Genomic DNA, 24,928 nt, shown 5'->3' with positions numbered 1-24,928 from the left:
TCCTTTAAAACTCTTTGAGAAAAAATAAATTGGTACAAAACCTAGTGTCAAAATATACAAAACCTGCTGGCAAGCTACAGGCAAAATATACAAAACCCGCTGGCAAGCTGTAGTTTGACACTAGGTTTTATACTAAGTGGGAAAAGGTGGGATTAGGTAGGAATACGTGATAATTTGTTGTTTTTATGTATAAAATTTAGCATTAAATGCGCGTTTTGTCAAAATAGATTTTGACACCTAAAATTGTAAAAAAGAGCGAAAAATAGTAAAAATTAGAAAAAAGAGCGTTTTAAAGGTAAAAATGAGAGAAGGCTTTGAAAGGTCTTTGAAAACCCTGTGAAAAATTTTGAAAAGTCTGTGAAAGCCCAGAAAACCGCCTTTGAAGACCCTGTGAAAAAAATCACTCCAAAAGTTCAATCGATTCCAAAATCAGCCAAAAATAACCAAAAAAGCAAAAAAGATTTTCACCTATTGATGATTATCTATTTTTAGAGGCAATATATACTTATTAATCAAATAGTTATATTATTTTTTTAATGTAAAAAGATTTTCATATCGATTTTTCATATTAAAGAGGCATTAAGCTGTATCTTATTTAGTTTTGGAGTGTTCTTTTTCAGCTTCTATTTGACGCTTTAAATGCAATTTTAAAAGAGGTAAAATAAGCTCGATTTCTTCCGTGTCGTTGATGTCTTGAACAAGCTCTTGCAACTTTATACAAAGTTCCGCCGCGCGTTCCGCTATATCTTCAGGAGGGATCTTTATATTTGCATCGCGATAGGTTGTATAAGCTATGCGACCAAGCTTTTTCATGAGACCAGCAGGGATGGTAGGTGCTTTAAAACCAGCTGCTTTCGCTTTTGCCATGTTACTAAACATTTCACCTTCACCCGTAACGAGCCAATCTAAGGATATTCCACAGCGATCTTTATATATTCGCATTATAGATACAGGGGGTTCTTGTAAACCCGTTTCATAATTGCGCATAGTCGTTTCGGGAATTTCAAAATGTCTAGCAAATTGCTTACGCTCTGTGAAACCAAGGGTGTGTCGTATTTCACGCAATCGTTTTGCTAGTTCTGTTTTAGGTTCTAGTTCGGGGCGTGCCAAAAATGCTCCTTATTTATATTTAGGTTAGCTTAAATTACAGGATTTTAAAAAGAGATTCCCCATTCATCTTAGAGAGGCATTAAGCCGTATCTTGTGTAGCTTCTAGATGTACTCTTTCAGCTTCTATTTGACGCTTTAAATGAATTTTAAGAAGAGGGAAAGTCGCTTCGACTTCTTCCGTGTCGTTGATGTCTTGAACAAGCTCTTGCAGTTTTTTATAAAGTTCCGCCGCGAGTTCCGCTATATCTTCAGGGGGGAGTTTTATTTTAGCATCGCGATAGGTTGTATAAGCTATACGACCAAGCTTTTTCATGAGTCCAGCAGGAATGGTAGGCGGAGAGATATTGAAAGACCGAGCCATCATCATGTCTATAAACATTGCATCTTCACCGGTCAAAAGCCAATTCAGGTTTACTCCAAATTTTTCTTTATATGCTGATAAAACCGTTGCATCTGGAGTTCTATCACCGCGTTCGTAATTTCCAAGCCCTTGAATACTGATACCAATTTTAAGTGAAAATATATCACGAGATAAGCCCACAAGCTTTCTAACTTCTGTGAGTCGTTTTGCTAATGCAGTTTTGGGCTCATTTTTTTGTCGTCTCATATTATAAATGTTTACAAATGGGGTTGACTAATATCCCATTTGTAGATATACCTCATATTAGAGCCCGATACGAAGGGCGTTTATTATACATTTAACCCCACAAAAAACGGATGGTTTGAGCATCCGTTTGAAGCAGGAGCGAAAGTTATGACAACCACACAAACATGCATCCAAGTATGGGATCGCCATAGTATTTTAGCCGAGCTACGCCGCCGTAATATGACCTTGGCGGAGCTCGCGAAAGCTTATCAACTATCGTCATCCAGTGTTCAACATATCTGGACACGGTCTAACGAGAAAGCCGAACGTGCTATTGCCGATTTTATCGGTTTGCCCGTCGAGCAGGTTTTTAGCGACCGCTACCCCAAAAGTCGCCGTCGCATTTTTAAAGCAGCAAAACATGCCAATACAGATTCGCGTGCGCATTCTGCTTTGCGCGGGAATGCTGCTTGAACTTCGTTACACGGCTTTGCGCTTTTGCGCATTTGCCATGAATTTAAATACCATAAGATAAAAAGGTTTATCAATGTCTAAAGATCAGTACGAAATAGGCAAGATAAATTGCATAGAGTTGCATCATAGAACAGCCGTTTGCATGGGTTGGTTCTGGCGATTAGATGGTGGTCATATTGTTTTTATAGGGGGTGGTTATGGTTGCTGCTTATAATTTATGGACGCCCGAGGCAAAAAGAGAAATTTTTAATCCTTATTCAGAAGCTGAGCGATTACAAATGATGCTTTCCTGTTCTTTAAAAGCAGTGAGTGGAGGCTTTCGACATGTACCAATCCGGTATGTTATTGACCCCCCGCATGGCTTATTTGATGCGATATTAGCACGGCAGATTGCCATTCATATTTTGCATTATCAGTTTGAGGTGCCGCGGCGGCGTATTGTTGCGATGCAAGTACGGAAGCAGACTGCTATCTTTCTTGCTTTGCAAGTGATTAACCGGCGTTTGGAAGAACCCGTTTTTGCGAAAGCTTATCGAAGATGGGCGGGGCGTGCGATGGATTTATTCTTACGAGAAATGGAAAAGGCGGGGGCGTGATGGCACAGTTTCAAAAGCTTGCTCTTGATGTGATTGTGGTGCCGGAGCGTATACGCCCTGTGGATGATGAGCATGCCAAGGCACTTGCACAATCAATAGTGCGGGAGGGATTGATGAATCCGATTACGGTGCGCCATACCCCTAATGCTAAAGAGGGTAATTACACGCTTATTGCTGGTGCACACCGGCTTCGTGCTGCTGAGCTTTTGGGCTATAGTGACATTGATGCGGTTGTGGTGCAGGCTGATAAGGACAATGCCGCGCTTTTAGAGGTTGCTGAAAACCTCTTTCGCAATGAATTGTCAGTGATTGATCGTGCGCTTTTTGTCCAGACTTACCGCGAATTGTGGGAAAAGAAGTATGGGGAGATTAAGATTGGTCGGAATAAAAAATCAAAGGTGCAACTTGCACCTTTGATCGACGGTGATGGGCATTTAGAGCAATTGGGTCAAGTTGACCCTATTGCTCAACCGAGCAATAGTGCAAACATTGCACAATTGCATGATGAAAAAAAATTCGGTCAAGTTGACCGAATTTCTCATACCGATGAAGATAGTGGCAAAGAGATCGCTTTCTGCTTTGCTAAACATGTGGCGGACCGCATTGGTTTTTCTCAAGATGTTGTAAAACGTCTTAACTGTATTGCCCAGCATCTACAGCCAGAATTACGCTCTGTTTTGCGGGGGACGGCATTGGCTGATAATCAAGCGCAATTGTTAAAATTAGCGAAGATGGAGCCGGTTGCGCAACGGCGGGTGGCGATTGCTTTGCAACAGGTTGATGGAGATTTACGGCGGGCTGTTGATTTGGTCAATGGGGTTAATACGCCACCGCAAATTAATGAACAAGAGCGGGTTTTTGCTCAGTTATTGGGTGTGTGGCAGAGAGCGGATGCACAGACACGGGCGCGGTTTTGCGCTTATCTTGCAAGAGAACGGGGGGAGGTGCTGTCATGAAGAGGCATGGTTGCGGGCAGCTTGATTTTTTCCAAAAGCCGGTTTTTCCTTGTCGTGAACCCGTTGCGCAGATTGATTTAGGGCGGTTTCGCTCACGCATTAAGCGAGCGATGGCGCGGGCTTTGAGAGAATGCCGGCATGAGCGCAGTGTGATTGCAGAGCGTATGGCGCATTATTTAGGGATTGGGTGTTTAAGTAAGGCGAGTTTGGATGCTTATGTGGCAGAAAGTAAGCAGGTGGATATTTCCCTGCCGCGTTTTAAGGCATTTGTGCGGGCGACAGAGGCATTTTGGCTCTGGGATGAGGTGGTGAGTGAAGATGGATTGTTGCTGTTGCAAGGGGATGAGGCGCGGTTAGCAGAAATTGCGCGGCTTCAGCAGGAACAGCGGGAGATTGCAGCGCAATTGAAAGCCATGCGCGCAACGCCGGTTCGCATTAAAAGGGGGCAGCCATGAAGGAATGGTTTACTATTGCCGAATTGGCTGAGGCAGCTTTGCCAGGGTTGCCGAAAACATATAAAAGTCTTGAAAACCACGGACGGGCATATTGGAGAAAAAACTCTGAACTTTCGAGGAAAGTGGGAGGCAAAACCAAGCCGGTTTGGGAGTATCACATCTCTTTATTGCCGGAGGGGGCGCGGGCGGCGTTGTTGGTGCGGGCAGGTGGAATTTGTGTAGAAGAAAAGACAGAGAAAAGCGATCAAAAGACAAGTATTTGGGTGCGTTATGAGGGGCTTTCAAAGGCGCATAAAAGGCGCTGTGAAGAGCGTTTGAAGGCACTTTGCTTTTGGGAAGATTTGCTCCATGCCGGTATGGGTGTGCATGATGCGGCAAGTTTGAGTGCGGTGCAATTTGGTGTGAGCCGGATGTCGCTTTTTAATTGGCGGCAGATGGTGGAGGGGTATGAGCGCCCTGATTGGTTGGCAGCTTTAGCGCCTTGTTATGGTGAGGAGAATGTTTCGCAATTTGCGCCGTGTCATGAGGGGGCGTGGGAGGTTTTTTGTTCGGATTATTTGCGCCCCTCTAAACCTGCTTTTTCGGCGTGTTATCGGCGCATGGTTTCGGTTGCACAGGAGCGGGGTTTTGAGCCCATTCCTTCAGAGCGGGCTTTGCGGCGTCGTTTTAAGGCGCAAATTTCCAAAGCGGTTGTGGTTTTAGCACGTGAGGGAGAAGAAAAGGCAAAAAAGCTTTATCCAGCCCAACGGCGTGATCGCTCAAGCCTGCATGCACTGCAAGCTGTGAATATGGACGGGCATAAGCTGGATGTTTTTGTGAGTGTTCCTTGGACAGAGAAGCCTGTGCGGCTTTATCTGATAGCGATACAAGATCTTTATTCGGGCAAGATTTTATCGTGGCGCTTATCGGATGCTGAGACTTGGGAAATCGTTCGTTTGGTGATTGGGGACATGGTGGAAGCTTATGGCATACCGGAGCGTATGACCTTGGATAATGGGCGTGCCTTTACCAGCAAGTGGATTTCTGGAGGTGTGCAAAACCGTTTTCGTTTTAAGATTAAGCCGGATGATCCGCAAGGGCTTTTGACGAGTTTGGGGGTGCAATTGCAATGGACCACCCCTTATAGCGGACAGTCTAAACCGATTGAGCGGGCATGGCGTGATCTGGCAGAAGCGATTTCTAAACATCCCTTTTGTGCGGGGGCTTATACGGGCAATAAACCGGATGCCAAGCCTGAAGATTATGGCAAGCGCGCGATAGGATTTGAAGCGTTTAAAGCCCATGTTGGGGCGCAAATTGTGGCACACAATGCGCAAGCAGGGCGTAAGGCGGTTAATTGTGCGGGGCGCAGTTTTGATGAGACCTTTACTGAGAGCTTGCAAGCCGAGGGGACGATTATTCGGCAAGCAACGGCGGCACAACGGGCTTTATGGCTTTTAACCTCTGAGGCGTTGCGTGCGCAAAAGGGTACGGGGGAGATTCATTTTTATGGCAATCGTTATTGGGCGCGGGCGTTGAATGAGCATGCGGGGAAAAAAGTGATTGTACGCTTTGATCCGGATAATTTGCATCAAGATTTACGGGTTTATGATTTGAACAATCGGTTGCTTTGTCTGGCACCATGCCTTTGTGATGTAGGTTTTTATGACCAGCAGGCGGCGCGCTTGAATGGGCGTTTGCGTAAAGAATATGTGAAGGCTGTTAAAGCAGAAAAACAGTTGGCAGCAAAGCTTGCACCTGATCACTTGGCCGATGTTTATGGGCGCCTTGAGAAAAAGGATGAAGCGTTCAAATCTAAGCTTCCGATAAAGCCAAAGGTGAGCCGCTTGATGCCAAACAATGTGGGGAATTTAGCTTTGAAAGCAGACGATGATGAGGTTTTGGGGGAGGAAGAATTCAGTCAACACTTGCATAAAGCTTTGAGAAAGCTTTCCGCCTCTGATGAGGGGCGTGAGGTGATCAAGTTTCCTAAACGATAGGAAAGGAAAGAGGGGGGATTTGTAAGAATTCTCAAAAGGAAGCTGGTTTTGTATCGCGTACCAGGTTGAAGCGTTAACAAAGAAAGGGGGGAGGAATCTTAATCCTTTAAAAGTCTAATCAATACATGAAGTTTCTAGGTATCTTTGCCTGATTGGGTGAGATGCGTGGAGTTAGCAAGTTCCCCGATGTGTGAGAAAGAGAGGGGATTTGCAAGGTTAGCCGTTTTAGTATCGCGTACGGCTTTTAAATGTTCATTCTAAAGACAAAAGATAAGGGGCGGGTGGGAGCCCTTCCCCTTATCAACAGTCTAAAATCAATACGAGAGGGGAATATACATGAAAAACGCGATAAATGCAACGGTCGATAAAAATCCTTGGGCGCGACCTAAAATCCAGCCTAATGGCACAGCACAAAACCGCAACAGTGATGACATTGCTTTATGGAATGAGCTTGTGGATGCAGTGAGAGCTTTGGGGCAAATGAATGATTGGTCGAAAGCAGAGGTGGCGCGGCGCATAGGCATGCCGGATGGGACGTTTTCGCAATGGTATGCGGGCAGTTATGCGGGACAGTTGGGGAAGCAAAATGCAAAGGTTCAACAATGGGTTGAGGTTTTAAAGGAAACGGCGGGGTTTTTGGAGAAGATCCCTGAAAAACCAGCCTTTCAGAGGAATCGAATTGCCAGTGAGATTATTGATACTTTAACACTGGCACAAAGTACGGGGGATATGGTGATGATTACGCTTGATGCGGGCAGTGGTAAGACCGAAACTTGCCGCCATTATCGCTCTACCCGCCCGCATGTTTATCTGGTGACAGCAAGCCCGCATACGCGCAGTGTTCACGGTATTTTGAATGATATGGCAGCAGAATTGGAAGTGGTGGAATATAATCCCACCCGCTTAACGCGTGCGATTGGTAAGAAATTAGAGCGTGTTGGTGGCGGAACATTGTTGATTGTTGATGAGGCGCAAAATTTAACGGATGAAGCGATTAATCAGTTGCGCCACTTTGTTGATATCAATGGTACGGGGTTGGCTTTGGTTGGCAATGATGAAATCTCTGGACGGTTGGTTCATCGTCAAAATGGTCCCTCTTATGCACAAATTAAAAGCCGATTGGCGATGCATTTGAAACGGCGCAAGCCCTATAGTGAGGATATTGCAGCGCGCATTCATGATTGGGGGATTGAAGATGTTGGTGCGATAAAGTTTTTGACAGGGATAGGCTTAAAGGCTGGAGCTTTGCGGCAAATTGACAAAACCATGATGTTGGCACGCATGGCAGCGCTTGGAGATGGGTGTGAGGTGACTTTGAAACATGTCAAAGCGGCATGGAAAAACCGTGACGTGGAGGAATTGGCATGATCTCTTTATGCGACAAAGAATTATCCGATACGCTTGTTGGTCTTTATGACGATTATCAATGCGGTTTTGATATTGGAGAACAGCTTAAATTGTGTGTTGATTTGGCGTTATTGCTTGAATTGGAGTTGAGTGTTCATCGTTTGGGGGAGGCGGATGCGGTTTTGGAAGCTGAAGTTGCAGAAGTTTTGGCTGAGTGTGAAGGCTCTGATGCGGATGAGAGCAATCGTGTGATTTATATGGATTTTGGAGGAAGCAAATGATGGAACGTAACCCCTATATGGTGAGAGAGTGCTTGATTGCTTTGCGCTCTGCCTTTTTACAGTATGAGGTGAATGGCATTTTTATGCATGGACAAGATGTTCGAGAATTGAATGATTATTTGCGTCGTTTGGCAGGCTATAACCACGTTTTAGGTCATGAGCTTATGCGGTGTCGTTGGCAATTGAAAGCGGGATGTGCGCCTTCTTCAGGGGATGTTGTGCCATTTCGTCGGTTTCAAAAAACATAAGGAGGAAGTTGGTGATGAATCCACAAATTGAACTTGAAGGTACGCGTTATATGAAGGATGCGAAAGGAGCTTTGGTGCCGGTAAGTTTGATCCGCCCTGCGGATTTGTTAGAGGATGAAACGGTGCGCAAAATTATGGGTTTTGCGAAAGAGTTATCGGCAAGGATTGCACGTTTTAACAACCATACGATTGCGGATTTGAGTGATTTTGATAGCTTGCTTGCGCAAGAATATGGTGTGGAGCGGCGTGGCAAAAAGGGCAATTGTACTTACACAAGCTTTGATGGTTTGCAACGCATTAAGGTGCAGGTACAGGAAAGTGTTGATTTTGGACCGCAATTGCAAATTGCCAAAAGCCTTCTTGATGAATGTTTGAATGAATGGTCTGCGGATGCGCGCCCTGAAATCCGTGCGATTATTACGCGTGCTTTTAATACGGATAAAGAAGGCAAGGTGAATCGGGGCGAGATCTTTATGCTGTTGCGTTTGGATATTGATGATCCACGCTGGAAAGAGGCGATGCGTGCCATTCGTGAAGCGATCCGTGTGACGACATCTAAGGAATATGTGCGTTTTTATGAGCGCGATACATTAGAAAGCGCTTGGCGTGCTGTGACCATTGATCTAGCGAAGACATGAGGGGGGTGAGATGTCTTTAGCTGTCCTTCATATGGGAAAACGCGCGTTAGGTCTTGATGATGAGACCTATCGCGCACTGCTCTATCGCTTGACAGGCAAGCAATCGGCGAAAGATTTGAATTTTTCAGAAAAGCACTTGGTTATCGCTGAAATGAAAGCGTTTGGTTTTGAGCCGAATGGGAAGCGTTTAGAGGGTAAATATGCCAAGAAGTTACAGGCGCTCTGGATTGCTGGGTGGAATCTTGGCATTATTCGTGATCGTTCAGACAAGGCGTTGCTTGCCTTTGTGAAAAGACAGACAGGGATTGATCATGTTCGTTTTTTACGCGATAGCGATGATGCATGCAGAGCTATTGAGGCATTGAAAGGTTGGTTGCAGCGTGAGGGTGGGGTTGACTGGAGAGGAAAAAACCGCGAAGATTCATGGAGGAAGAAACCAAGCATTTCCATTTTGTGTGCCCAATGGAAGTGTTTAAATCCGGATGCTGTGTTTGATGTGGAATCTTTTCATCAAAGTGTTATGGCGTTAAGTGGTAAAGCTTTGGGTGAGATGAGTGGGGGCGATTTTAGAGAAGTGATGAATGTTTGGGGGCGGAAAATCCGTAAAGGTGTTAAAGGCGAGGGGTAAGCATGTATGCAAGAGGAAATCTATAGCGATTTTCCTGCCTTATTGCGTGAAATAGCTGATGTTGCGGGCAGTGAAGCAGCATGGAATATGATGCGGGCTTTTGGTGGACGAGAAGTTTATATACCCGGGCGTCTTGAGAGTGCGGATTGGTTGATTGAAATTGTTGGGTTTGAAGAGGCGCAGCAATTGATCAACCATTTTTGTTTTAATGGTTCGGGTGTGCGCCTTCTTATCCCCCTTGGCAGAGATGCTGAACGGCGGCAAAAAATGGTGCAAGCGTTGCAAAAAGGCTGGTCGGTTGATGCTGCCGCTGCTGTTTCTGGTATGCATGTGCGCACAGCCTATCGCTTGAAGAAGAAAATTTCTTTGCAAGAACCACAAGGTTTATTATTTCCAGAGTTTTATGAGTATTGAGAGTTTTGACTGACAGTGTCAGGCTTATATTGGGGGTTTGAAATCCGATAAACTGCGCATGGATTTTTATGCATTGAGTGGTTTGTTATGATTTCAATAGATGCCTCTTTTCTTCATCGCCTTGCACCTAAATTGGCGCATCATGCGCGCCAAGATTTTATTATTGTTGAAATGGCACGCGTGTTGCCTAAAGCTTTATCTTATGGCGGGATAACGACGCGTTTACGTATTGCCCATTTTTTAAGCCAATGTGCCCATGAGAGTGATGGCTTTTTTACCCTGCGTGAATATGCCTCTGGGCGCGCTTATGAGGGGCGGCGTGATTTAGGCAATGTCAACCCTGGGGATGGGGTGCACTTTAAGGGGCGTGGTTTGATCCAATTAACGGGGCGCAATAATTATCGCCGTTTTACGAAGTTTTGGCGCTTAGTCGATGAACAAGCTGTTGATTGTGAGGCTTTTCCAGAAATGGTGGAAAGATTTCCAGCAGCGCTTTGGTCTGCTGTTTGGTTTTGGCAAATGAAAGGCTTGAATAGGCTTGCTGATCAAGATGATTTACTCAGAATTACTAGAGCAATTAATGGGGGGAAAAACGGTCTTGTGCAACGTTTGACCTATTTAAACCGCGCTAAAAAGCTTTTGGGGCTTGGAGGCGAGGTGAAGGCATGAAACCTTCTTATCGTGGCTCTAGGCTCTATTTATGGTGGTCTTTTTGGTTTGCTTGGGGGGTTATTTTTTTGCTCGTTTCTGGTGGTTTGTGGGGGGCTCCGCATATTGTTGATATGGCGAGCATTTCTATTCCTTCGATGGTGGCGATTATTGTTGGCAATCTGGGGGTGCATCGTGGCTTTGGCTCGTTGGATTTTTCTAATAGGAAACATTCCCATAAGCGGCATAGCAGCTCCTATGATGGGGTGGAGATAACGAGGTGGGGAGATAAAAGCAATGTTTAGCCCACTTTCAAAACTGTCTTTTGGTCTGCTTTTTTTGGTCAGTGTGATGTTGGCGGCTTTTGGCTTTATGAAAGCGCAAATTTTAAAAGCGGAAAAGGCGCGTGATTTGTATTGGCAGTTGGAGATTGCCAAGGCTTCAGCACGTGCACTGCTTGTACAAGAGCGACAAAGACAAGCAGCGTTTGAAGCTGAGCATCAAGCGCAAGGGGTGATTTCGGCTTTGGAACAAAAGCTTGTGAAAATGGAGGAGGTCAATGGGAAGTTGCCGGTTACTGGCGGTGGCATTGGGCTTGAGCGTGTGCGCTTGCTCAACACACAAGCCGGTGGGTAGCCTTTCTTATCATTTTTTATCGGTTGAGTTGCCGCCTGTTGTTCGCATGGCGTGTGCCCGCCCAGCTTTATTGCCAGAGCGTGCTTTGAATGCGCGCGAAGTGGTGCATTATTGGAGCCGTGATCGTGCTGCTTTATTGATTTGTGAACAGCGTAGAAAAGCTGCGGAGCGGGCGATTTTAGGCAAAAGAGAGGGGACTTTTAAGTGAATTTGGATATCAGTGTTGCCAATGGCTGGTTGTCTTTATTGTTATCGGTTATTGCGATTTGTGGGGTTTTGAGAGCCTATTTTTCTTCCGGTGCGCGGGAAATGCTGAAAGATATGACAGTGCTTAAAGAGCGTGTGCAAAAGTTAGAAACAGAGATGGATTTTTTGCCTGATCGTGATGCGCTGCAAAGATTGGAAGTGAATATGGAGAAATTGAATGGTCGTCTCAACACGCTTTCTGCACAATTACAACCGGTGGCAGCCATTGGTGAGCGCTTGCAAGAGTTTTTGTTGGAGAATGCCAAGAAATGAAAGCAGATATGGATAAAATCATCCGTGAAGAAGCGCGGTTGATTATTTTAAAAGGGCTTGCTTGTGAGCGCAGTGAAACTTTATCGAGTGCGATGATTGAGCGGCTTTTATACAGTTATGGCATCAGGCGCGATCGCGATTTTGTGCATAATGAACTGGCATGGATGGAAGATCAAGGTGCTGTTACGTTAAAATGTGTGGGTTCGGTTTTTCTTGCGGCATTAACAGAACGGGGAGCGCGTCATTTAGACCGGAGCTTTTCCATTGAGGGGATTAAGCGGCCTAAACGTTCATCAATAAAAGACGAGGTGAAGGATGCGCAAGGTCGGGCGTGGACGTTTAACGGCGATTGATTTATTGCCGCAAGCTTGTGATCAAATTATTGCTGCTGCTGCTGAGGCTTTAAATGGGCGTGAGAAGACGCAAATGGCTATTTATGATGAGTTTAAAGCGGCTTTGAAGGCTTTACGAAAGGAAACGGGTCTCAACTTTTCTATACCCTCCTTTTCGAGTTTTAATCGTTATTCTTTGCGGCTAGCCGTGATGTCACGGCGCCTAGAACAGACAAGAGAAATTGCAGCAAGCCTCTCGCAGCGCTTTGATGCTAAAGCTTCTGATAATATCACTCTTTTGACGGCGGCAGCGATTAAGGAGTTGATTTTTTCCACGTTGAGCAGTGGGAAAAACCTTTCGCCAAAGGCAGCACAAGAATTGGCCAATGCGCTTAAAGGCGTGTTGGCGGCTGAACATTTGTCGACCACCAGACGGCAAAGATTAGAGAAGGATTTTACCACTAAAGCAAGTAAAGCGGTTGACGCAGCAGCGGCGGCGGCGGGGCTCTCAGAAGAAACAGCGCGAGCTATTCGTGCGCAGGTGTTGGGGGTAAAACATGGCTGAACAGCCCTTTTCAAAAAGTCATGGCTGTGAACATCAGAGTGGTTTTGATATTTGGCAGAGAAGTACTTTTCCCAAAGAGAGTGATCCCTTAGCGGAAGGCGTTTTGATGGCGCATCAACGGGCATGGATTGAAGATAAGTCCCCGTTAAAACTGGTGGAAAAGGGGCGGCGGACCGGCATTACTTTTGCAGAAGCTTTGGATGATACACTGATTGCGGCGGCGGCACGTGAAGCGAGGGGCGATAATGTTTTTTATATTGGTGACACCAAAGACAAGGGGCGGGAATTTATTGGCTATGTGAGCAATTTTGCTTCGGCAATTACGAGCCATAGTGGGGATGTTGAGGAATTTTTATTCTCTGATCAAAGGGCGGATGGTTCGACGAAATATATCTCTGCTTATCGGGTGCGTTTTGCTTCGGGGTTTCGGATTGAGGCGCTTTCTAGCCGCCCTGAAAATATTCGCGGACTACAGGGCATTGTGGTGATTGACGAGGCGGCGTTTCATCAAGATGTGCGCGCTGTTTTGGATGCTGTCAATGCTTTGCTCATTTGGGGAGGCAAGATCCGTGTGATCTCCACCCATAATGGTGTACTCAATCCTTTCAATGAATTGATCCGTGAAGCACGAGCAGGCAAAGTGCCTTTTTCGGTGCATTGTTACCCCTTTGGTGTCGCTGTTAAAAATGGCTTGTTTAAACGGGTTTGTGCCATGAAGGGGGAGGTGTGGAGTTTAGCATCTGAGCAACAATGGGAAGAGCAAATTCGTGCCTCTTATGGGGTGCGTTTGGCTGCGATGCGCCAAGAATTAGATGCCATACCAGCCGATCAAGAAGGGGCGGCTTTAACACGTTTGCAGATTGAAAATTGTTGCGCGCCTGACATTGCAGTGTTGCGTTTTGCTTGTGTGGATGATTTTAAAAATCAATCGGAACATCAACGAAGTGTTGCTGCTTTTGCTTGGTGTGAGAAGCATATAAAACCTCTTCATGCTGGGCTTGACCGGCGGCGCCAACATGTTTTTGGTGTTGATTTTGCGCGGAGTGGCGATGCGACATCGATTGTGGTGATGGAGGTGGGACAAGATTTGGTGCGCCGTGTACGGTTTATGGTGGAATTGCGCAATACGCCGTTTGATCAACAAAGAGAGATTTTATTTTATGGGGTGAATGGTTTGCCGCGTTTGATGGGCGGCGCGTTAGATGCGCGGGGCAATGGGGCTTATTTAGCCGAAAAAGCGGCGCAGCGTTATGGGGCTTGTGTGAAGGAAGTGCCCTTGTCACAAAGTTGGTATGGCAAGGAAATGCCGGCTTATTTAGAAGCTTTTGGGGATGGGTCCATTGTTTTGCCGCGCGATAGTGACATTGTTGCCGATCATCAAGCGCTTGCTTATGTCAATGGCATTGTGAAAATTCCAGACAATCATCGTTTTAAAGGCAGTGATGGTTTTATGCGCCATGGTGATAGCGCGATTGCTTGCGCTTTGGCTTATTTTGCCAGCCGCCAAACTCCTGAAATTTATGATTATACACCTGTGAGAGAGGCTTATCGTTTTGATGAAAGCTCGCTCTTTTCAACGCCTTTTTTTTCAACAATGCGATCAAAGATTTATTGATGGGATGATGAGATGGTAAAACTTTTAGATCAGTGGGGCAGGGCGCTGAATATCAAAGGGTTGGAGCGAGAAGTTGCAAGCCCTACCGTTGGCGGTGTTCGTGATGTATGGTCACAAACCATTGTCAGTGGTCTGACCCCTGCGCAACTTGCTGATATTTTGCAACAGGCAGCACGGGGGCATCCAGAGCAGTTTTTTCAACTTGCCGATGATATGGAAGAGCGTGATTTGCATTATCGTGCTGTGCTTGGCATGCGTAAAAATGCTCTCACAGGGGTGGAGCCTGGAGTGATTGCCGCAAGCAATAGTGCACAGGACAAAAAGATAGCAGATGCGGTGCGGGAAGTGATCAGTGCGCCTACCTTTGTTGATGATTATGTGACGGATTTATTGGATGCTTTGGGGAAAGGTTATGCGGTTGTAGAAACCTTGTGGGACAAGAGTGCCAAGGAATGGTGGCCGGTTGCTTGGAAATGGCGTGACCAGCGGTTTTTTCAATTGGATCGGCGGGATGGTTTTCATTTGCGTTTAAAAGAAGAGGGGTCTTTTAATGGAAGTGAATTGCCTGCTTATAAATTTTCTATTCACAGACCCAAGTTAAAAAGCGGTTTGCCTATTCGTTCTGGGCTTGCGCGGCTTGCAGCTTGGGCATTTCTCTTCAAGTCTTATACACTGAAAGATTGGATGGCATTTTTAGAAGTTTATGGCATGCCTTTGCGTGTGGGTAAATATGGGGCAAGCTCTTCTCATGAGGAGCGACGGGTTCTCATTCAAGCAGTGCGTGATTTATCCAGTGATGCGGCAGCGATTATTCCCAAAGAGATGGAGATTGAATTTATTGAAGCGGCAGGGGGCAGTGGCAATGCGGTGTTTGCTTCTAAGGCGGAATATTTAGATCGACAAATTTCTAAAGGTGTGTTGGGGCAAACCATGACGACGGATGATGGTTCGTCCTTTTCGCAAGCGCGCATTCATGAAAATGTGCGCCATGATATTGCCAGAGCTGATGCACGCCAATTAGCTTTAACGGCTAATCGTGATTTGATTGTGCCTTTTGTTGAGATTAATTTTGGACGCCAAGAGCGCGCCCCCCTTGTCTATTGGCCGATTTCGGAAAATGAAGATATTAAAGCGATTAGTGATGCACTGGAAAAACTTGTGCCCTTGGGTTTGCGTGTTGGGGCGCAAGAAGTGCGCAATAAGATTGGTTTTTCGCAACCAAAAAAGGAAGAGGATGTTTTAAAGGCTCCTGATAATGCGCTTGATGATGAGAGGGGAGAAAAGGCTCATGTTTGTGCTGATTGTGGAGGTGTTTTTGATGTTTCTGTGACAAGAGAGGACAAGGGTGCAAAAGAGCAGGGTGGAAAACATCACGACGAATTGGACCGACTTTCACAAGAAGCTTTAAGCGACTGGGAAGAGGACTTAGAACCCCTTTTAGAGCCTTTTAAAAAGCTTGTGAGAGAAGCAAAAAGTTATGAGGATATCCTAAAAGGCTTAGATGAATTGCTAGGTGAGATGGATCATCACGCATTAGCAGCGCGCTTGGCAAAAGTACAAATGATTGCACGTGGGCTTGGGTATCATGGATGAGGAACTTTTTAAAACCGCCCCTAAAGAGGTCACCCGTTATTTTGAAGCCAAGGCACTTGTTCCAAGCTTTGATTGGCGTGATATAGCACCAGAAGAACATGCCTTTTCCTTTACGGTGGCAAAATCGCTAGGCTATGATATTTTGGAGGATTTTAAGCGAGCGGTTGGAGAAGCCATAAAACATCAAGTTCCTTTTCAAGATTTTCAAAAAAATTTGATGCCGATTTTACAGGAAAAGGGTTGGTGGGGTAAAAAGACCAGCATTGACCCCAAAACTGGTGAAAAGAGCGTGGTGCAATTGGGCAGCCCACGGCGTTTAGAAACGGTCTATTGGGCCAATACCATGAGTGCGCATGCAGCAGGCGAGTGGGAGCGCACACAAAATAATAAAGAATTTTTGCCCTATCTCACCTATGCTTTGTCGAGTTCAGAACATAAGCGTTTAGAACATGAAAGTTGGGTGGGGTTTACGGCACCTGTTGATGATCCGGTTTGGGATTGGCTTTATCCACCCAATGGCTGGCGGTGTAAATGTAGTGTGCGACAGGTAAGCCGTTATGAAGCAGAAGATTTAGGCTATGAAGAGGGGGCAGAGCCACTTCATGTTGAAAAGCAGGTTTGGCACAATAAGCGAACGGGGAAAATTGAGAAGATACCAAAGGGGATTGATCCTGGTTGGCATTCTAATCCTGGGAAACATCGCGCGCAAAACTTAAGCAATTTTTTGAGTGATAAAGTCTCTGTGATGGGGGACAATGACAAACGCATTGCCATTGAAGATATTGTGGGTTCACCACTTTTGGAAGCCATGTTTGAAGGACATATGCCGCGTGGATTTATTCCCATTGCCCCAATGATCCAAAAGGTGCGTGATGTTTTTGCAGCGGAAAATTCTCTTATTCGCTTATCCGCAGACAGTGTGAAACATATTTTGTTAGAGCATCAAGCGCGTGATCTTCGCTTGGATGATTTTCGGGGCGCCATTCAAACGCTCATCCGCCCCCATGGCATTATCAGGCGAAAAGGTGTACCGAGCGTTGTGTTTTTGGGTGAAAATGATGGGGTATGGTGGCGCTTAGCAGTTAAATTCGTGGCAAGCAAACAAGAATGGTGGTTGACCTCCATGCATAAAAAAAGCTCTAGAGAAATTGGACGCTTATTGGATGCGGCTGAAAAAAAGGGCGAGAGGTTGTTGTAAAGAAAACAACAGGAAGAAAGTCTTTTGTTCTTAATGGAAAAGAGGCGAGGAAAATGAGAAGGCGTGGAGGGCGGTCAACTCCTCGCAGATCCGGTAAAACCGTCCTGGTATAACTGGCTCACGCCTCGCGGATAATGTAACAGTTTAAAAGTTTAAAAGCAATCTTTAAAAAAACGGCTTGAGAGGGGCTTTTTTTGTATAAGACGATAAATTGTACCTCTAACTTCACAACGGCGCTCTATCGCCTTTGAAGTGCCTTTGAAAACGATTTTATGGGATGGTTTGGCACGGGGGTTTCTCTCACAAGGAGAATAATAGGGAAAAGAGTGCTTTTTTGAGAAATGCTCTTTTGACTGACAGTGTCAGACTTATAGTGGGAGTAAGTTTCATGCATTGTATTGCCAATGACAATTGTAAAGCAATAGGCAATGTTTATGGAGCAAGAATTTCACGAAAATGGCGAAGATGGGCATGCTGAGATATGTCATGACGAGACATTTCATGCCGCGTTAATAGATCTTTGCCAAGACGTTACCGTTAGCCAAGCGCCTGAGTGGGTAGAGCTTTTGCCCAAAGCGCCGCATGTGAAGGCTCGTGATGGACGACAATGGCATTATCGTCCGCAAACCATTTTAAAAGCTTTTGCAGCCAATAAAGGACCGCTTGTGATTGATTATGAGCATGGGCAACATCACCGTGCGAGAAATGGTCTAGAAGCACCTGCCAGTGGCTGGATTGAAGAATTAGCAGAGCGGGATGGTGCGATTTGGGGGCGTGTTAAATGGACCGATATGGCCGCTAAAAAGATTATTGCCCGAGAATATCGCTATCTTTCGCCGGAGTTTCGCCATTCGAAGAAAGGTGAAATTTTAAATTTAGCCGGTGCTGGTTTGGTGAACCGTCCAGCCCTTGTCATGACGGCTTTAAGCCGTGAACAGCCTTCCCCTATAACTTTGATGGAGAAAATGATGGATTTGACAGCCATTGCCAGTGCACTGGAGCTGGCAGAAGATGCTAAAGCGGATGAGGTTTTAGCAACGCTTAAAGCGCGCGAAAAAGAACGCGCGGAATTAAATGCCCAATTAACAAAAGCGCGAGAAGATTTAGCGCTTTTGCAAGAAGAGCAAAAAAACAGTGCCATTGAGAGTCTTTTAGATAAGACCATTGAAGAGGGCAAGATTTTGCCGGCTGCTCGCGAGGAATATCGTGCGCTCTGTAGCCTTGAAGGGGGCGTGGAACATTTTAAAAGTTTGGTTGAGAAGTTGCCGGCGCTTGCCGCTAGAAGTCCTTTGGAGACCTCTTGTCTCAAGCAAGAACCAAAGCTTGCGCCAGAAGAGGTTGCCCTTGCGGCACGCCATTACCAGGAAGAGCAGAAGAAAAAAGGCTTCGACATCACCATTAGCCAAGCAGTTGAGTATATTTGCGAACAAAAGGAGCGCCAATCATGAGTACGATGATTTTGATTAAATCTTTTCGCGCCATAGATGTGATTTCACCTTATTGCATTGTTGCAGCGCGCACTGAGGGAATGGTGGCAACGGCTTCTGGTAAGGGTGATAAATTATTAGGGACTGCAGGGTCTTGTGAAGCCAAGGCTGGTGAGATGATTGATGTTGGCCAATGTGGTTGGGGCGAAGTGGTTTGTGGAGGCAATGTTTCTTTTGGTGATTTTTTGACCTCTGACCCCAAAGGACACGCCATTAAAGCGGAAGCCGCAGATCGCACCATTGGTATTGCCATGAGTGATGGTTCTGCTGGTGATGTTATTTCTTTTAAAATTAATTAATCGAGGCTTATGATGAACAGACCTTTTCCCATTGATCCAACACTCACCGCTATTGCTATTGGTTATCGCAATCCAGCTGGCTCTCTTATTGGCGATAGAGTTTTGCCACGCGTTTGTGTTTTAAGTGAGGTGTTTAAATATAGTGAATTTCCCTTAGCGGAAAATTTTACCGTGCCTGAACTTGAGGTTGGGCGAAAAGGGCGCCCGAATGTGGTGGAATTTTCTGCCTTTGAACGGGAAGCTAGTGTTAAAGATTACGGACTTGATGATCTCATCCCCAATTCAGATATTGAAGCAGCGGCACGCGCACGGGCAGAGCGACGCTCTCGTTATAACCCCGAAAAGACAGCGGTAGAAGGTCTTGCCAATTTGCTAGAATTTGGGCGTGAAGTGCGTGTTGCAGCCCTTGTGCAAAGAAGTGAAAATTACGCACCAGAGCGGGTGATTACGCTTAAGGGTGAAAATAAATTTAGCGATTATGAGAAATCTGATCCTTATGCTGTTTTAGATGAGGCGATGGATAAAAGTCTCGTCTATACACCCAACACCATTGTTATGGGCAAAGTTGTTTGGTCAAAACTCAAACGTCATCCCAAAATCATTAAAGCCGTTAAAGGGGGTGGCACTGCTGATGGTTTTGTCACCAAGGCGCAATTTGCTGATCTGATGGAAATACACTCTGATCGTTTACTCATTGGTGAATCGCAAGTGAATTTGGCCCGCAAAGGACGCGCGGCACAATTGGCACGCGTTTGGGGCAATAAGATTGCTCTGCTTTATATTGATCCTACCAAACAACAGGCAGATGGTTCGGTGATCAGTTGGGGCTTTAGCGCCCAGTTAGGCGAGCGTTTGTCTGGAGTGATCCAAGATCCAGATATCGGCTTGTCGGGCGGTAAACGGGTGCGTGTTGGTGAACGCGTTTGTGAATTGGTCGCCGCAAAAGATGCCGGTGTTTTGTTGCAAGAAGTTGTCTAAGGGAAACTTTTAAACATGGCTTATGCAAGCAAAAGATTGATTGAAGAGCTCTGGGGCGTTGATTTCTTGACCGACTTATGTGGGATGGATGAGAATTCTGATCCAGTTCTTTTAGAGCAAGCCATTGGTCTTGCGCTTGAACAGGCAAGTGGTGAGATTGATGTGCATCTGTCTCATCGCTACTGTGTTCCCATTGTTGGACAGCCAGCGGCTCTGGGTATGATCTGTGTCAATATTGCTGTTTATAATTTAGCCATACGCCATACGGCACTGACCACCACCATTGAAGATCGTTACAAACAGGCGGTTGATTTACTGAAACGCATTGCCGAAGGCAAAGCGGGTTTGGGTGTGGATGAACCTAAAATTATGAGCGAAGATGGACCGGTTCGTGATGGGGCTTTTTTTCATGCCAAGCCGCGTTTGATGGGAAGATAATATGTCTGTTGCAACCCATATTGAGATTAAAGAGATGGGGCTTGAAGCGGCTTTATCCTTTTTGCAAAAGGGAGCTGATAGCTCGATGGGGACTTTGGCACAAGGGGTTGGGCGTCTCATTCAAGAAAGCACAAGGCGGCGGATTCAAAGTGAAAAAACGTCTGCCCAAGGAGAGAAGTGGAAAAACAATTATGCCCGCACCTCCATTCTTTATGCCAGTGGGGCGCTTTCACGCTCCATTGATATGAAGGCTTCACCAGAACAGGTGATTGTGGGCTCTGGGTTGGTTTATGCGCGGATTCATCAATTGGGTGGGGTTATTCGCCCGAAAAATGGCAAGACACTGCGCTTTTTTCTTAAAAGCGGCAATGCACACCGCTTTATTTGTGTGCATCAAGTGACCATGCCCGCACGCCCTTATTTGGGGCTTTCAGAGCACAATAAAGTGGAAATTGTCAAAGCGACAGAAGATTGGCTGGAAAGGGTCTTTTCATGAGTCAAACGATCACACAAGCAGGGCGCATTAATCAGTTTCGTGAAGCGGTGATACGGAGCCTTAAAGGCGCTTTACCGGATGTGCGTGATTGCGGCTGTCAATTTGGACGTTTTAACTTAGAAGAGCTTGAAACACAGATGCTGGTGGCTCCAGCAATACGGGTTGCGGTGTTAGAAAGCCGTTTGAATCCTGTAGCAAGTGGGCACATGAGTGCGGATCTTCATTTAGGGGCTTTTATTATTACCACAGGTAAAGAGCGTGATGTTTCCAGTTGGCTTTTAGCAGAAGCCATTGCGGTGCTTTGTCATAGCGGGCAATTGTGGGGACTAACGCATTTGAGTGCCCCGCGTGAGGTGCAAATTGAACCGATTATCTCTGCGGCGATTAAGCAGCGTGGTGTATCGATAAGCGTGGTGGAATGGCACCAAGATTTGCATCAGTTGGGACAGGATATTTTTTGTGATGAGGGACAACTCAAAAGTGGTTTGATTTCATGGGACAATGAGGTGGGGGCATGAATGATGCACATCTCTTAAGTGATACCTTTCGACAAATCATGAAGCGTCTTGATGCGCTTGAACGCTGTCTTGCCAACCAGCACATGATCGGGCGGGTTGTGCAAGTTGATGGTCATAGGGTGCGGGTGAAACTTTGCGAACAGGGTTCCAATGGACAAGCGGTTTTATCGCCTTGGCTACAAGCGCAAGAAGCGGCGGGGGCTGTTTCCAGCAATATGCCTTTCAATGTTGGTGATCCGGTGCGGTTGTTGAACCCCCATGGCGAAATTGGTTCTGCCTCTCTGGTGGTGCGCGATAGCTATAGTGAGGATGCGCCTAATCCCGCACGCTCGCCGCAAGAGTTGGCGCTCTGTTATGCCGGTGGCGCTTTGCGGATGACAAAAGATGAACTTATTCTCTCCCATGGGGAAAACCAAATTCATTTGAGTGCACAAGGTTTGGTGCTTTCTCATCAAGCAACCCGTGTTGAATTAACGGGCAGTGTGCACATTCAAGCAGAAGATTTACAGCATAATCAAAAATCTGTTGGCGCAAGCCACAAACACGGTGGGGTCAAAATGGGTCCCTCCACAACCTCTTCCCCCCTTTAAAGGAGTTTTATCATGCGTGAGAACACTTATGTTATTTTAACCAATGCCGATTTTGTTGCAGGCAAGCGTTCACCGGGCAAAGGTGAGGAAATTTGTTTAAGTGAGGAAGCGGCTAAATATCCGTTGCTGCTTGGTCAGATCGCTGAAAAACCAGCCCCTGTTGTTTCTGCGCCCCCAACTGTTTCTACCACAAAGACAAGCAAAGGAGCTTAAAGCATGCGGTGCGGGATGAGCGAAAAGGATGGCTCTCTTTTATATGGCTTTGCGCATTGCCAACAGTCACTTCGTAAATGTCTGACGACAAGGATTGGGACACGGGTTTTGCGTCGTCATTATGGATGTGATGTTGGAGCATTCCAAGATGCCAATGCTGATCCTGCGACGATGATGCAGCTTTATCAAGCAATTGTTGAAGCACTCGATGATCCAGAGTGTGGAGAGCCTGGGTTCTCGTTGCAGAGGATTGATCTGACAAAAGCAACGCGTGAAGGCACGTTCCATTTTGTTTTAACGGGTGTTTTTTATCCCAATGGGCATTTGGGAGATTGGTCACACCAAGAGCCAATGAGCATCAATTTAGAGGTTGGTGATGACTGAGTTTGAACCTTTATCCTTTTCACAGATTCCCCCTCCACAACTCCCTCTGCCACAAATTATTGAAGAGCTTTCTGTTGAAGCAATTTTAGAGCAAAAGATCACGCGTTTGACTGAGCTTTTTGCAGCGCATCATATTCCTTATAATGTGGAAAAGACGGCTTATGATCCGGTTGTCATTCAATTGCAAGCGGCGGCTTATGAAGAGTTGCTATTGCGCCAGCGAATTAATGAAGTAGCGCGGGATAATTTACTCACATTTGCCCATGGAACAAGTTTAGATCATTTGGGGGATTTTCATGGGGTCACGCGCCTTTTGGATGAAGATGATGAGCGTTTGCGCCGCCGCATTCGCTTGAATAGACAAGGACATTCCACAGGTGGCACAGCGCCACGTTACCAATATTTTGCCCTCTCAAGCGATATCCATGTCAAAGATGCTTTTGTTTATCGTGAGGGTAAAAGTCCGCTTATTCATGTTGCGCTTTTTAGTGACGCTCCTTCAGGGGTGGCTGATGAGGCTTTAATTGCAAAGGTGCAAGCAGCCCTTGATGCCCCCCATGTTAAAATGACCAATGACCACATCCTTGTAAAAAGCGGGGTACAGCGGATGATCAATGTTTCTGCTGATTTTTGGTTGTTACCGGATGAAGGCTCCTTTGTTTTGGAAAGAGCGGAGCAGAATTTAAGAGCAGAATGGGCGCGTGCGCAAAGGCTTGGGCGTGATTTGTCTTTAAGTTGGATACTAAGCCGCTTGATGGTTGAGGGCGTTCACCATGTGAACATAACGCAACCTTTTGAGGATATTTTGGTCGCACCTGATGAAGCAGTCGCACTAGGGGATATTGTTTTGTTTGAACGGGGGCGTGCTTATTGATGCTTTCCTCACTTTTGCCCCCGAATTCGAGCTTGTTTGAACGTTGTTTTGCAGAAGCAATGGCTCTTGAACTTCACGTTAAAACGGCACTCGAAGAAATACCCCGCGCGAAATTTATTACGCGTCCGCCTTCTTGGTTGCCCTTTTTAATTGATGAATATGGCTTACAAGAATTAACCCCTTATTTCTCTAACCTTTATGATTTAATTGATCAGGGTCTTGCATGGCAAAATATTCGCGGCTCCCTTGCGGCAATAGAGATAGGGCTTGAATGGCTAGGGATTTCGGCACGCTTTCAACCCGCCTGGACGGGGCGAGCATGGTGGAATTCCTTTCAACTTGATTTTGATCAGTTGCCTGAACGCAAAAGCCTTGAAGCTATTGAAGCGATTACCGACCTTTCCAAAAGTTTGCGCTCTGATTTTCGCCGTGGGACCTATGGTTATGATGTGCAAGCTGTTGAATGCAATATGTCACGGTTTGATGACAGCATGTTGGAATATGAAAGCGGTGTTCACTTAACAGCTGGGGACACTTTGTTTTCCTTTGGACGCACAACAGAGATCAATCACACGCTGGAAAAAGAAGAAGGCAAGCTTATTGGCAATTGGATAGATGACTTTGACGAGGAGTTAAGCTGGAACCAAATTGATTACCCTTGGGATTTGGCAAATTTTCCGTGGTGTTCGGTCAAAAAACATGAACGCGATATACTCATGGCAGAGTGGTTTAGCAACCGCACGCTTTATCTCGTGTTAAGAGACAGCCAAAATAGCGTGATTGGGTATCGCAGATGCTATGCTGTAGCACCTGTCGAACAAGCTTTGGATGGTGTTTACAGCCATTGTGGCGGCAGATTCCAGCCCTCCTCGATGGGCACGGCGCTTTTTCTGGCAGCACGCACAGATTTTCACGATGTTGACGGGAAACAAGCAGCGTTTGTTTCCATTCTCGTTCATGGCTCTCTTGCACAACAAACCCCTCCTGGCAAGCTTTGGTTAGGGGCTGATGAGCTAAATGGCGGTGTAGAGATACTCAAAACACCTATCAATATTCCTTTGCGTGCTGATGTTCGCGAACAATTCAAAATTTTATTGAGGTTTTAACATGAAGCATGAAAGTGGTTTACCCTTTGCAATTGACAGATCTCGCGGCAAAGAGGAACAACAAAGCGTGGTGTTTTATGGCACGCGTCCCTTTATTCAAAGTGGTGAACTGAATGAAGTTCAAACCATCATCAGGGGACGGCATGACCGCTTGGGGCGCCTTGTGGCACAAGAAGGAGACCGCGTTGAACGGGCTGATGCTTTTGTCAATAAAGAGACAAAGACCGTCACTTTAACGGATGGCAAGATTTATATCGCAGGCGATATTTTCCCCGTTGCACCCGCTGTACTCAACAATGTTGCCATGATTGGGCGTGTGGAAATTGGTGTAAAGCTACAAAAGAAATGGGTGACATATGAGGATGATCCAGAGCTGTTGGGGCAAGTTGCCGGCAGTTTGGCAGAAGGAGAGCCCGGAGCGGCACGCGAAACAGCAAAACTTGTCTGGGCTCTCAAAGATGATGAGCAGCAAGGGGCTTTCTTTCCGGTCTATATCTTACAAGATGGCGTTTTGATTGATCAAAAATCGCCCTCACTCCTTGAACCGGCCATGCAAGCTATTGCGACGTACGACCGCGCCCATGGGCATTATATCGTGGGGGGATGCCGTGTAAGTGCATTGGGAGCCAATAACGGTTGCCAAGTCTTTAGTATTCAAGAAGGAGAAGCCAATATCAATGGCTTTAAACGCAAACGCTTAGCGGCTTTGCGTCATGAAGAACTCGAG

Annotated in this window: 37 protein-coding genes; 35 read left to right on the top strand and 2 right to left on the bottom strand. The window is 46.0% G+C overall.

Annotation, left to right across the window (positions count from 1 at the left end; translation table 11 throughout):
- Positions 1–336: 336 nt before the first annotated feature.
- Complete coding sequence (locus ACFIL7_RS08310) at positions 337–492, top strand: hypothetical protein (protein ID WP_375633710.1); 156 nt, start codon at positions 337–339, stop codon at positions 490–492.
- Positions 493–591: 99 nt separating this feature from the next.
- On the opposite strand, the gene ACFIL7_RS08305 is transcribed toward ACFIL7_RS08310, so the two are convergent.
- Both ACFIL7_RS08305 and ACFIL7_RS08300 read right to left on the bottom strand, forming a co-directional pair.
- Entirely contained in the window at positions 592–1,110 is a 519-nt protein-coding gene (locus ACFIL7_RS08305; RefSeq protein ID WP_375633711.1) for a helix-turn-helix domain-containing protein, read from the bottom strand.
- Between the two features lie 79 nt (positions 1,111–1,189).
- Positions 1,190–1,717 (bottom strand): helix-turn-helix domain-containing protein, encoded by a 528-nt coding sequence (locus ACFIL7_RS08300; RefSeq protein ID WP_375633712.1) that lies wholly within the window; start codon positions 1,715–1,717, stop codon positions 1,190–1,192.
- 147 nt (positions 1,718–1,864) lie between these two features.
- Here ACFIL7_RS08300 and ACFIL7_RS08295 point away from each other — a divergent pair, with 147 nt between their 5' ends.
- The 34 genes from ACFIL7_RS08295 to ACFIL7_RS08130 form a co-directional block, all read left to right on the top strand.
- Positions 1,865–2,170: a helix-turn-helix transcriptional regulator gene (locus tag ACFIL7_RS08295; protein WP_005864619.1), complete on the top strand. Its 306-nt coding sequence runs from the start codon at positions 1,865–1,867 to the stop codon at positions 2,168–2,170.
- A 73-nt stretch (positions 2,171–2,243) separates the two neighbouring features.
- Positions 2,244–2,384, top strand: a complete 141-nt coding sequence (locus tag ACFIL7_RS08290; protein ID WP_273755279.1) for a hypothetical protein — start codon at positions 2,244–2,246, stop codon at positions 2,382–2,384.
- Positions 2,368–2,766 carry a hypothetical protein gene (locus ACFIL7_RS08285; protein WP_375683514.1) on the top strand — a complete coding sequence of 133 codons (399 nt, stop codon included), beginning with the start codon at positions 2,368–2,370 and terminating at the stop codon, positions 2,764–2,766. The genes ACFIL7_RS08290 and ACFIL7_RS08285 overlap by 17 nt, the downstream gene beginning before the upstream one ends.
- Positions 2,766–3,722: a ParB/RepB/Spo0J family partition protein gene (locus ACFIL7_RS08280; RefSeq protein WP_375683513.1), complete on the top strand. Its 957-nt coding sequence runs from the start codon at positions 2,766–2,768 to the stop codon at positions 3,720–3,722. The genes ACFIL7_RS08285 and ACFIL7_RS08280 overlap by 1 nt, the downstream gene beginning before the upstream one ends.
- A complete protein-coding gene (locus tag ACFIL7_RS08275) occupies positions 3,719–4,177 on the top strand; it encodes a hypothetical protein (RefSeq protein ID WP_012232200.1) in 459 nt (152 codons plus the stop codon). Before ACFIL7_RS08280 ends, ACFIL7_RS08275 begins: the two co-directional genes overlap by 4 nt.
- On the top strand, positions 4,174–6,156 hold the full coding sequence (locus ACFIL7_RS08270; protein ID WP_375683512.1) for a transposase domain-containing protein: 1,983 nt from the start codon (positions 4,174–4,176) through the stop codon (positions 6,154–6,156). The genes ACFIL7_RS08275 and ACFIL7_RS08270 overlap by 4 nt, the downstream gene beginning before the upstream one ends.
- 336 nt (positions 6,157–6,492) lie before the next feature.
- A complete protein-coding gene (locus ACFIL7_RS08265; RefSeq protein ID WP_375647629.1) occupies positions 6,493–7,524 on the top strand; it encodes an AAA family ATPase in 1,032 nt (343 codons plus the stop codon).
- Entirely contained in the window at positions 7,521–7,784 is a 264-nt protein-coding gene (locus ACFIL7_RS08260; RefSeq protein WP_375660954.1) for a hypothetical protein, read from the top strand. Before ACFIL7_RS08265 ends, ACFIL7_RS08260 begins: the two co-directional genes overlap by 4 nt.
- Entirely contained in the window at positions 7,781–8,032 is a 252-nt protein-coding gene (locus ACFIL7_RS08255) for a hypothetical protein (protein ID WP_375683511.1), read from the top strand. Before ACFIL7_RS08260 ends, ACFIL7_RS08255 begins: the two co-directional genes overlap by 4 nt.
- A gap of 14 nt (positions 8,033–8,046) precedes the next feature.
- Positions 8,047–8,670 carry a DUF3164 family protein gene (locus ACFIL7_RS08250; protein ID WP_375613741.1) on the top strand — a complete coding sequence of 208 codons (624 nt, stop codon included), beginning with the start codon at positions 8,047–8,049 and terminating at the stop codon, positions 8,668–8,670.
- Between the two features lie 10 nt (positions 8,671–8,680).
- Positions 8,681–9,298: a regulatory protein GemA gene (locus ACFIL7_RS08245; protein ID WP_375683510.1), complete on the top strand. Its 618-nt coding sequence runs from the start codon at positions 8,681–8,683 to the stop codon at positions 9,296–9,298.
- Positions 9,299–9,304: 6 nt separating this feature from the next.
- Complete coding sequence (locus ACFIL7_RS08240) at positions 9,305–9,712, top strand: helix-turn-helix domain-containing protein (RefSeq protein ID WP_375648297.1); 408 nt, start codon at positions 9,305–9,307, stop codon at positions 9,710–9,712.
- 87 nt (positions 9,713–9,799) lie between these two features.
- Positions 9,800–10,381 (top strand): glycoside hydrolase family 19 protein, encoded by a 582-nt coding sequence (locus tag ACFIL7_RS08235; RefSeq protein WP_375683509.1) that lies wholly within the window; start codon positions 9,800–9,802, stop codon positions 10,379–10,381.
- Positions 10,378–10,665: a hypothetical protein gene (locus tag ACFIL7_RS08230; RefSeq protein WP_375612317.1), complete on the top strand. Its 288-nt coding sequence runs from the start codon at positions 10,378–10,380 to the stop codon at positions 10,663–10,665. Before ACFIL7_RS08235 ends, ACFIL7_RS08230 begins: the two co-directional genes overlap by 4 nt.
- On the top strand, positions 10,658–10,996 hold the full coding sequence (locus ACFIL7_RS08225; RefSeq protein ID WP_375672107.1) for a hypothetical protein: 339 nt from the start codon (positions 10,658–10,660) through the stop codon (positions 10,994–10,996). The genes ACFIL7_RS08230 and ACFIL7_RS08225 overlap by 8 nt, the downstream gene beginning before the upstream one ends.
- Positions 10,989–11,204, top strand: a complete 216-nt coding sequence (locus ACFIL7_RS08220) for a hypothetical protein (RefSeq protein WP_375633720.1) — start codon at positions 10,989–10,991, stop codon at positions 11,202–11,204. Before ACFIL7_RS08225 ends, ACFIL7_RS08220 begins: the two co-directional genes overlap by 8 nt.
- Entirely contained in the window at positions 11,201–11,515 is a 315-nt protein-coding gene (locus tag ACFIL7_RS08215) for a DUF2730 family protein (RefSeq protein ID WP_375633887.1), read from the top strand. Before ACFIL7_RS08220 ends, ACFIL7_RS08215 begins: the two co-directional genes overlap by 4 nt.
- On the top strand, positions 11,512–11,868 hold the full coding sequence (locus ACFIL7_RS08210) for a hypothetical protein (RefSeq protein WP_375612320.1): 357 nt from the start codon (positions 11,512–11,514) through the stop codon (positions 11,866–11,868). Before ACFIL7_RS08215 ends, ACFIL7_RS08210 begins: the two co-directional genes overlap by 4 nt.
- Positions 11,831–12,412, top strand: a complete 582-nt coding sequence (locus ACFIL7_RS08205; protein WP_375683508.1) for a phage protein Gp27 family protein — start codon at positions 11,831–11,833, stop codon at positions 12,410–12,412. Before ACFIL7_RS08210 ends, ACFIL7_RS08205 begins: the two co-directional genes overlap by 38 nt.
- Complete coding sequence (locus ACFIL7_RS08200; protein ID WP_375683507.1) at positions 12,405–14,027, top strand: hypothetical protein; 1,623 nt, start codon at positions 12,405–12,407, stop codon at positions 14,025–14,027. Before ACFIL7_RS08205 ends, ACFIL7_RS08200 begins: the two co-directional genes overlap by 8 nt.
- A gap of 12 nt (positions 14,028–14,039) precedes the next feature.
- Complete coding sequence (locus tag ACFIL7_RS08195) at positions 14,040–15,620, top strand: DUF935 domain-containing protein (RefSeq protein WP_375683506.1); 1,581 nt, start codon at positions 14,040–14,042, stop codon at positions 15,618–15,620.
- The gene (locus tag ACFIL7_RS08190) at positions 15,613–16,818 is read left to right on the top strand and encodes a phage minor head protein (protein WP_375680803.1); all 1,206 of its coding nucleotides are present in this window, start codon (positions 15,613–15,615) and stop codon (positions 16,816–16,818) included. Before ACFIL7_RS08195 ends, ACFIL7_RS08190 begins: the two co-directional genes overlap by 8 nt.
- A gap of 434 nt (positions 16,819–17,252) precedes the next feature.
- Entirely contained in the window at positions 17,253–18,266 is a 1,014-nt protein-coding gene (locus ACFIL7_RS08185) for a phage protease (RefSeq protein WP_375683505.1), read from the top strand.
- Positions 18,263–18,604 (top strand): hypothetical protein, encoded by a 342-nt coding sequence (locus ACFIL7_RS08180; RefSeq protein WP_375683504.1) that lies wholly within the window; start codon positions 18,263–18,265, stop codon positions 18,602–18,604. The genes ACFIL7_RS08185 and ACFIL7_RS08180 overlap by 4 nt, the downstream gene beginning before the upstream one ends.
- 12 nt (positions 18,605–18,616) lie before the next feature.
- A complete protein-coding gene (locus ACFIL7_RS08175; protein WP_375683515.1) occupies positions 18,617–19,582 on the top strand; it encodes a capsid protein in 966 nt (321 codons plus the stop codon).
- 15 nt (positions 19,583–19,597) lie between these two features.
- Positions 19,598–20,020 carry a gp436 family protein gene (locus ACFIL7_RS08170; RefSeq protein ID WP_375683503.1) on the top strand — a complete coding sequence of 141 codons (423 nt, stop codon included), beginning with the start codon at positions 19,598–19,600 and terminating at the stop codon, positions 20,018–20,020.
- Position 20,021: 1 nt separating this feature from the next.
- Complete coding sequence (locus ACFIL7_RS08165; RefSeq protein ID WP_375633874.1) at positions 20,022–20,516, top strand: phage virion morphogenesis protein; 495 nt, start codon at positions 20,022–20,024, stop codon at positions 20,514–20,516.
- Positions 20,513–21,034, top strand: coding sequence for a hypothetical protein (locus tag ACFIL7_RS08160; RefSeq protein ID WP_375672111.1), 522 nt, complete (start codon positions 20,513–20,515; stop codon positions 21,032–21,034). Before ACFIL7_RS08165 ends, ACFIL7_RS08160 begins: the two co-directional genes overlap by 4 nt.
- Entirely contained in the window at positions 21,031–21,624 is a 594-nt protein-coding gene (locus ACFIL7_RS08155; RefSeq protein WP_375683502.1) for a baseplate assembly protein, read from the top strand. The genes ACFIL7_RS08160 and ACFIL7_RS08155 overlap by 4 nt, the downstream gene beginning before the upstream one ends.
- A gap of 12 nt (positions 21,625–21,636) precedes the next feature.
- On the top strand, positions 21,637–21,837 hold the full coding sequence (locus ACFIL7_RS08150) for a hypothetical protein (protein WP_015856807.1): 201 nt from the start codon (positions 21,637–21,639) through the stop codon (positions 21,835–21,837).
- Positions 21,838–21,840: 3 nt separating this feature from the next.
- A complete protein-coding gene (locus ACFIL7_RS08145; protein WP_375613760.1) occupies positions 21,841–22,221 on the top strand; it encodes a GPW/gp25 family protein in 381 nt (126 codons plus the stop codon).
- Entirely contained in the window at positions 22,214–23,095 is an 882-nt protein-coding gene (locus ACFIL7_RS08140) for a baseplate J/gp47 family protein (protein WP_375683501.1), read from the top strand. Before ACFIL7_RS08145 ends, ACFIL7_RS08140 begins: the two co-directional genes overlap by 8 nt.
- Positions 23,095–24,201 carry a phage tail protein gene (locus tag ACFIL7_RS08135; RefSeq protein ID WP_375683500.1) on the top strand — a complete coding sequence of 369 codons (1,107 nt, stop codon included), beginning with the start codon at positions 23,095–23,097 and terminating at the stop codon, positions 24,199–24,201. The genes ACFIL7_RS08140 and ACFIL7_RS08135 overlap by 1 nt, the downstream gene beginning before the upstream one ends.
- A 1-nt stretch (position 24,202) precedes the next feature.
- A partial coding sequence (locus tag ACFIL7_RS08130) for a DUF4815 domain-containing protein (protein ID WP_375683499.1) occupies positions 24,203–24,928 on the top strand: 726 nt, incomplete at its 3' end.

The sequence above is a fragment of the Bartonella sp. AP3QHHD genome, from assembly GCF_042195765.1.
GTDB lineage: Bacteria > Pseudomonadota > Alphaproteobacteria > Rhizobiales > Rhizobiaceae > Bartonella.
This window is presented reverse-complemented; position numbering and strand designations above follow the sequence as displayed.

Excerpts from the sequence above, each read along its gene's own strand:
- ACFIL7_RS08300 (WP_375633712.1), bottom strand. The coding sequence starts at position 1,717 with ATGAGACGACAAAAAAATGAGCCCAAAACTGCATTAGCAAAACGACTC.
- ACFIL7_RS08295 (WP_005864619.1), top strand. The coding sequence starts at position 1,865 with ATGACAACCACACAAACATGCATCCAAGTATGGGATCGCCATAGTATT.
- ACFIL7_RS08290 (WP_273755279.1), top strand. The coding sequence starts at position 2,244 with ATGTCTAAAGATCAGTACGAAATAGGCAAGATAAATTGCATAGAGTTG.
- ACFIL7_RS08285 (WP_375683514.1), top strand. The coding sequence starts at position 2,368 with ATGGTTGCTGCTTATAATTTATGGACGCCCGAGGCAAAAAGAGAAATT.
- ACFIL7_RS08280 (WP_375683513.1), top strand. The coding sequence starts at position 2,766 with ATGGCACAGTTTCAAAAGCTTGCTCTTGATGTGATTGTGGTGCCGGAG.
- ACFIL7_RS08275 (WP_012232200.1), top strand. The coding sequence starts at position 3,719 with ATGAAGAGGCATGGTTGCGGGCAGCTTGATTTTTTCCAAAAGCCGGTT.
- ACFIL7_RS08270 (WP_375683512.1), top strand. The coding sequence starts at position 4,174 with ATGAAGGAATGGTTTACTATTGCCGAATTGGCTGAGGCAGCTTTGCCA.
- ACFIL7_RS08265 (WP_375647629.1), top strand. The coding sequence starts at position 6,493 with ATGAAAAACGCGATAAATGCAACGGTCGATAAAAATCCTTGGGCGCGA.
- ACFIL7_RS08260 (WP_375660954.1), top strand. The coding sequence starts at position 7,521 with ATGATCTCTTTATGCGACAAAGAATTATCCGATACGCTTGTTGGTCTT.
- ACFIL7_RS08255 (WP_375683511.1), top strand. The coding sequence starts at position 7,781 with ATGATGGAACGTAACCCCTATATGGTGAGAGAGTGCTTGATTGCTTTG.
- ACFIL7_RS08250 (WP_375613741.1), top strand. The coding sequence starts at position 8,047 with ATGAATCCACAAATTGAACTTGAAGGTACGCGTTATATGAAGGATGCG.
- ACFIL7_RS08245 (WP_375683510.1), top strand. The coding sequence starts at position 8,681 with ATGTCTTTAGCTGTCCTTCATATGGGAAAACGCGCGTTAGGTCTTGAT.
- ACFIL7_RS08240 (WP_375648297.1), top strand. The coding sequence starts at position 9,305 with ATGCAAGAGGAAATCTATAGCGATTTTCCTGCCTTATTGCGTGAAATA.
- ACFIL7_RS08235 (WP_375683509.1), top strand. The coding sequence starts at position 9,800 with ATGATTTCAATAGATGCCTCTTTTCTTCATCGCCTTGCACCTAAATTG.
- ACFIL7_RS08230 (WP_375612317.1), top strand. The coding sequence starts at position 10,378 with ATGAAACCTTCTTATCGTGGCTCTAGGCTCTATTTATGGTGGTCTTTT.
- ACFIL7_RS08225 (WP_375672107.1), top strand. The coding sequence starts at position 10,658 with ATGTTTAGCCCACTTTCAAAACTGTCTTTTGGTCTGCTTTTTTTGGTC.
- ACFIL7_RS08210 (WP_375612320.1), top strand. The coding sequence starts at position 11,512 with ATGAAAGCAGATATGGATAAAATCATCCGTGAAGAAGCGCGGTTGATT.
- ACFIL7_RS08205 (WP_375683508.1), top strand. The coding sequence starts at position 11,831 with ATGCGCAAGGTCGGGCGTGGACGTTTAACGGCGATTGATTTATTGCCG.
- ACFIL7_RS08200 (WP_375683507.1), top strand. The coding sequence starts at position 12,405 with ATGGCTGAACAGCCCTTTTCAAAAAGTCATGGCTGTGAACATCAGAGT.
- ACFIL7_RS08195 (WP_375683506.1), top strand. The coding sequence starts at position 14,040 with ATGGTAAAACTTTTAGATCAGTGGGGCAGGGCGCTGAATATCAAAGGG.
- ACFIL7_RS08190 (WP_375680803.1), top strand. The coding sequence starts at position 15,613 with ATGGATGAGGAACTTTTTAAAACCGCCCCTAAAGAGGTCACCCGTTAT.
- ACFIL7_RS08185 (WP_375683505.1), top strand. The coding sequence starts at position 17,253 with ATGGAGCAAGAATTTCACGAAAATGGCGAAGATGGGCATGCTGAGATA.
- ACFIL7_RS08180 (WP_375683504.1), top strand. The coding sequence starts at position 18,263 with ATGAGTACGATGATTTTGATTAAATCTTTTCGCGCCATAGATGTGATT.
- ACFIL7_RS08175 (WP_375683515.1), top strand. The coding sequence starts at position 18,617 with ATGAACAGACCTTTTCCCATTGATCCAACACTCACCGCTATTGCTATT.
- ACFIL7_RS08170 (WP_375683503.1), top strand. The coding sequence starts at position 19,598 with ATGGCTTATGCAAGCAAAAGATTGATTGAAGAGCTCTGGGGCGTTGAT.
- ACFIL7_RS08165 (WP_375633874.1), top strand. The coding sequence starts at position 20,022 with ATGTCTGTTGCAACCCATATTGAGATTAAAGAGATGGGGCTTGAAGCG.
- ACFIL7_RS08160 (WP_375672111.1), top strand. The coding sequence starts at position 20,513 with ATGAGTCAAACGATCACACAAGCAGGGCGCATTAATCAGTTTCGTGAA.
- ACFIL7_RS08155 (WP_375683502.1), top strand. The coding sequence starts at position 21,031 with ATGAATGATGCACATCTCTTAAGTGATACCTTTCGACAAATCATGAAG.
- ACFIL7_RS08150 (WP_015856807.1), top strand. The coding sequence starts at position 21,637 with ATGCGTGAGAACACTTATGTTATTTTAACCAATGCCGATTTTGTTGCA.
- ACFIL7_RS08145 (WP_375613760.1), top strand. The coding sequence starts at position 21,841 with ATGCGGTGCGGGATGAGCGAAAAGGATGGCTCTCTTTTATATGGCTTT.
- ACFIL7_RS08140 (WP_375683501.1), top strand. The coding sequence starts at position 22,214 with ATGACTGAGTTTGAACCTTTATCCTTTTCACAGATTCCCCCTCCACAA.
- ACFIL7_RS08135 (WP_375683500.1), top strand. The coding sequence starts at position 23,095 with ATGCTTTCCTCACTTTTGCCCCCGAATTCGAGCTTGTTTGAACGTTGT.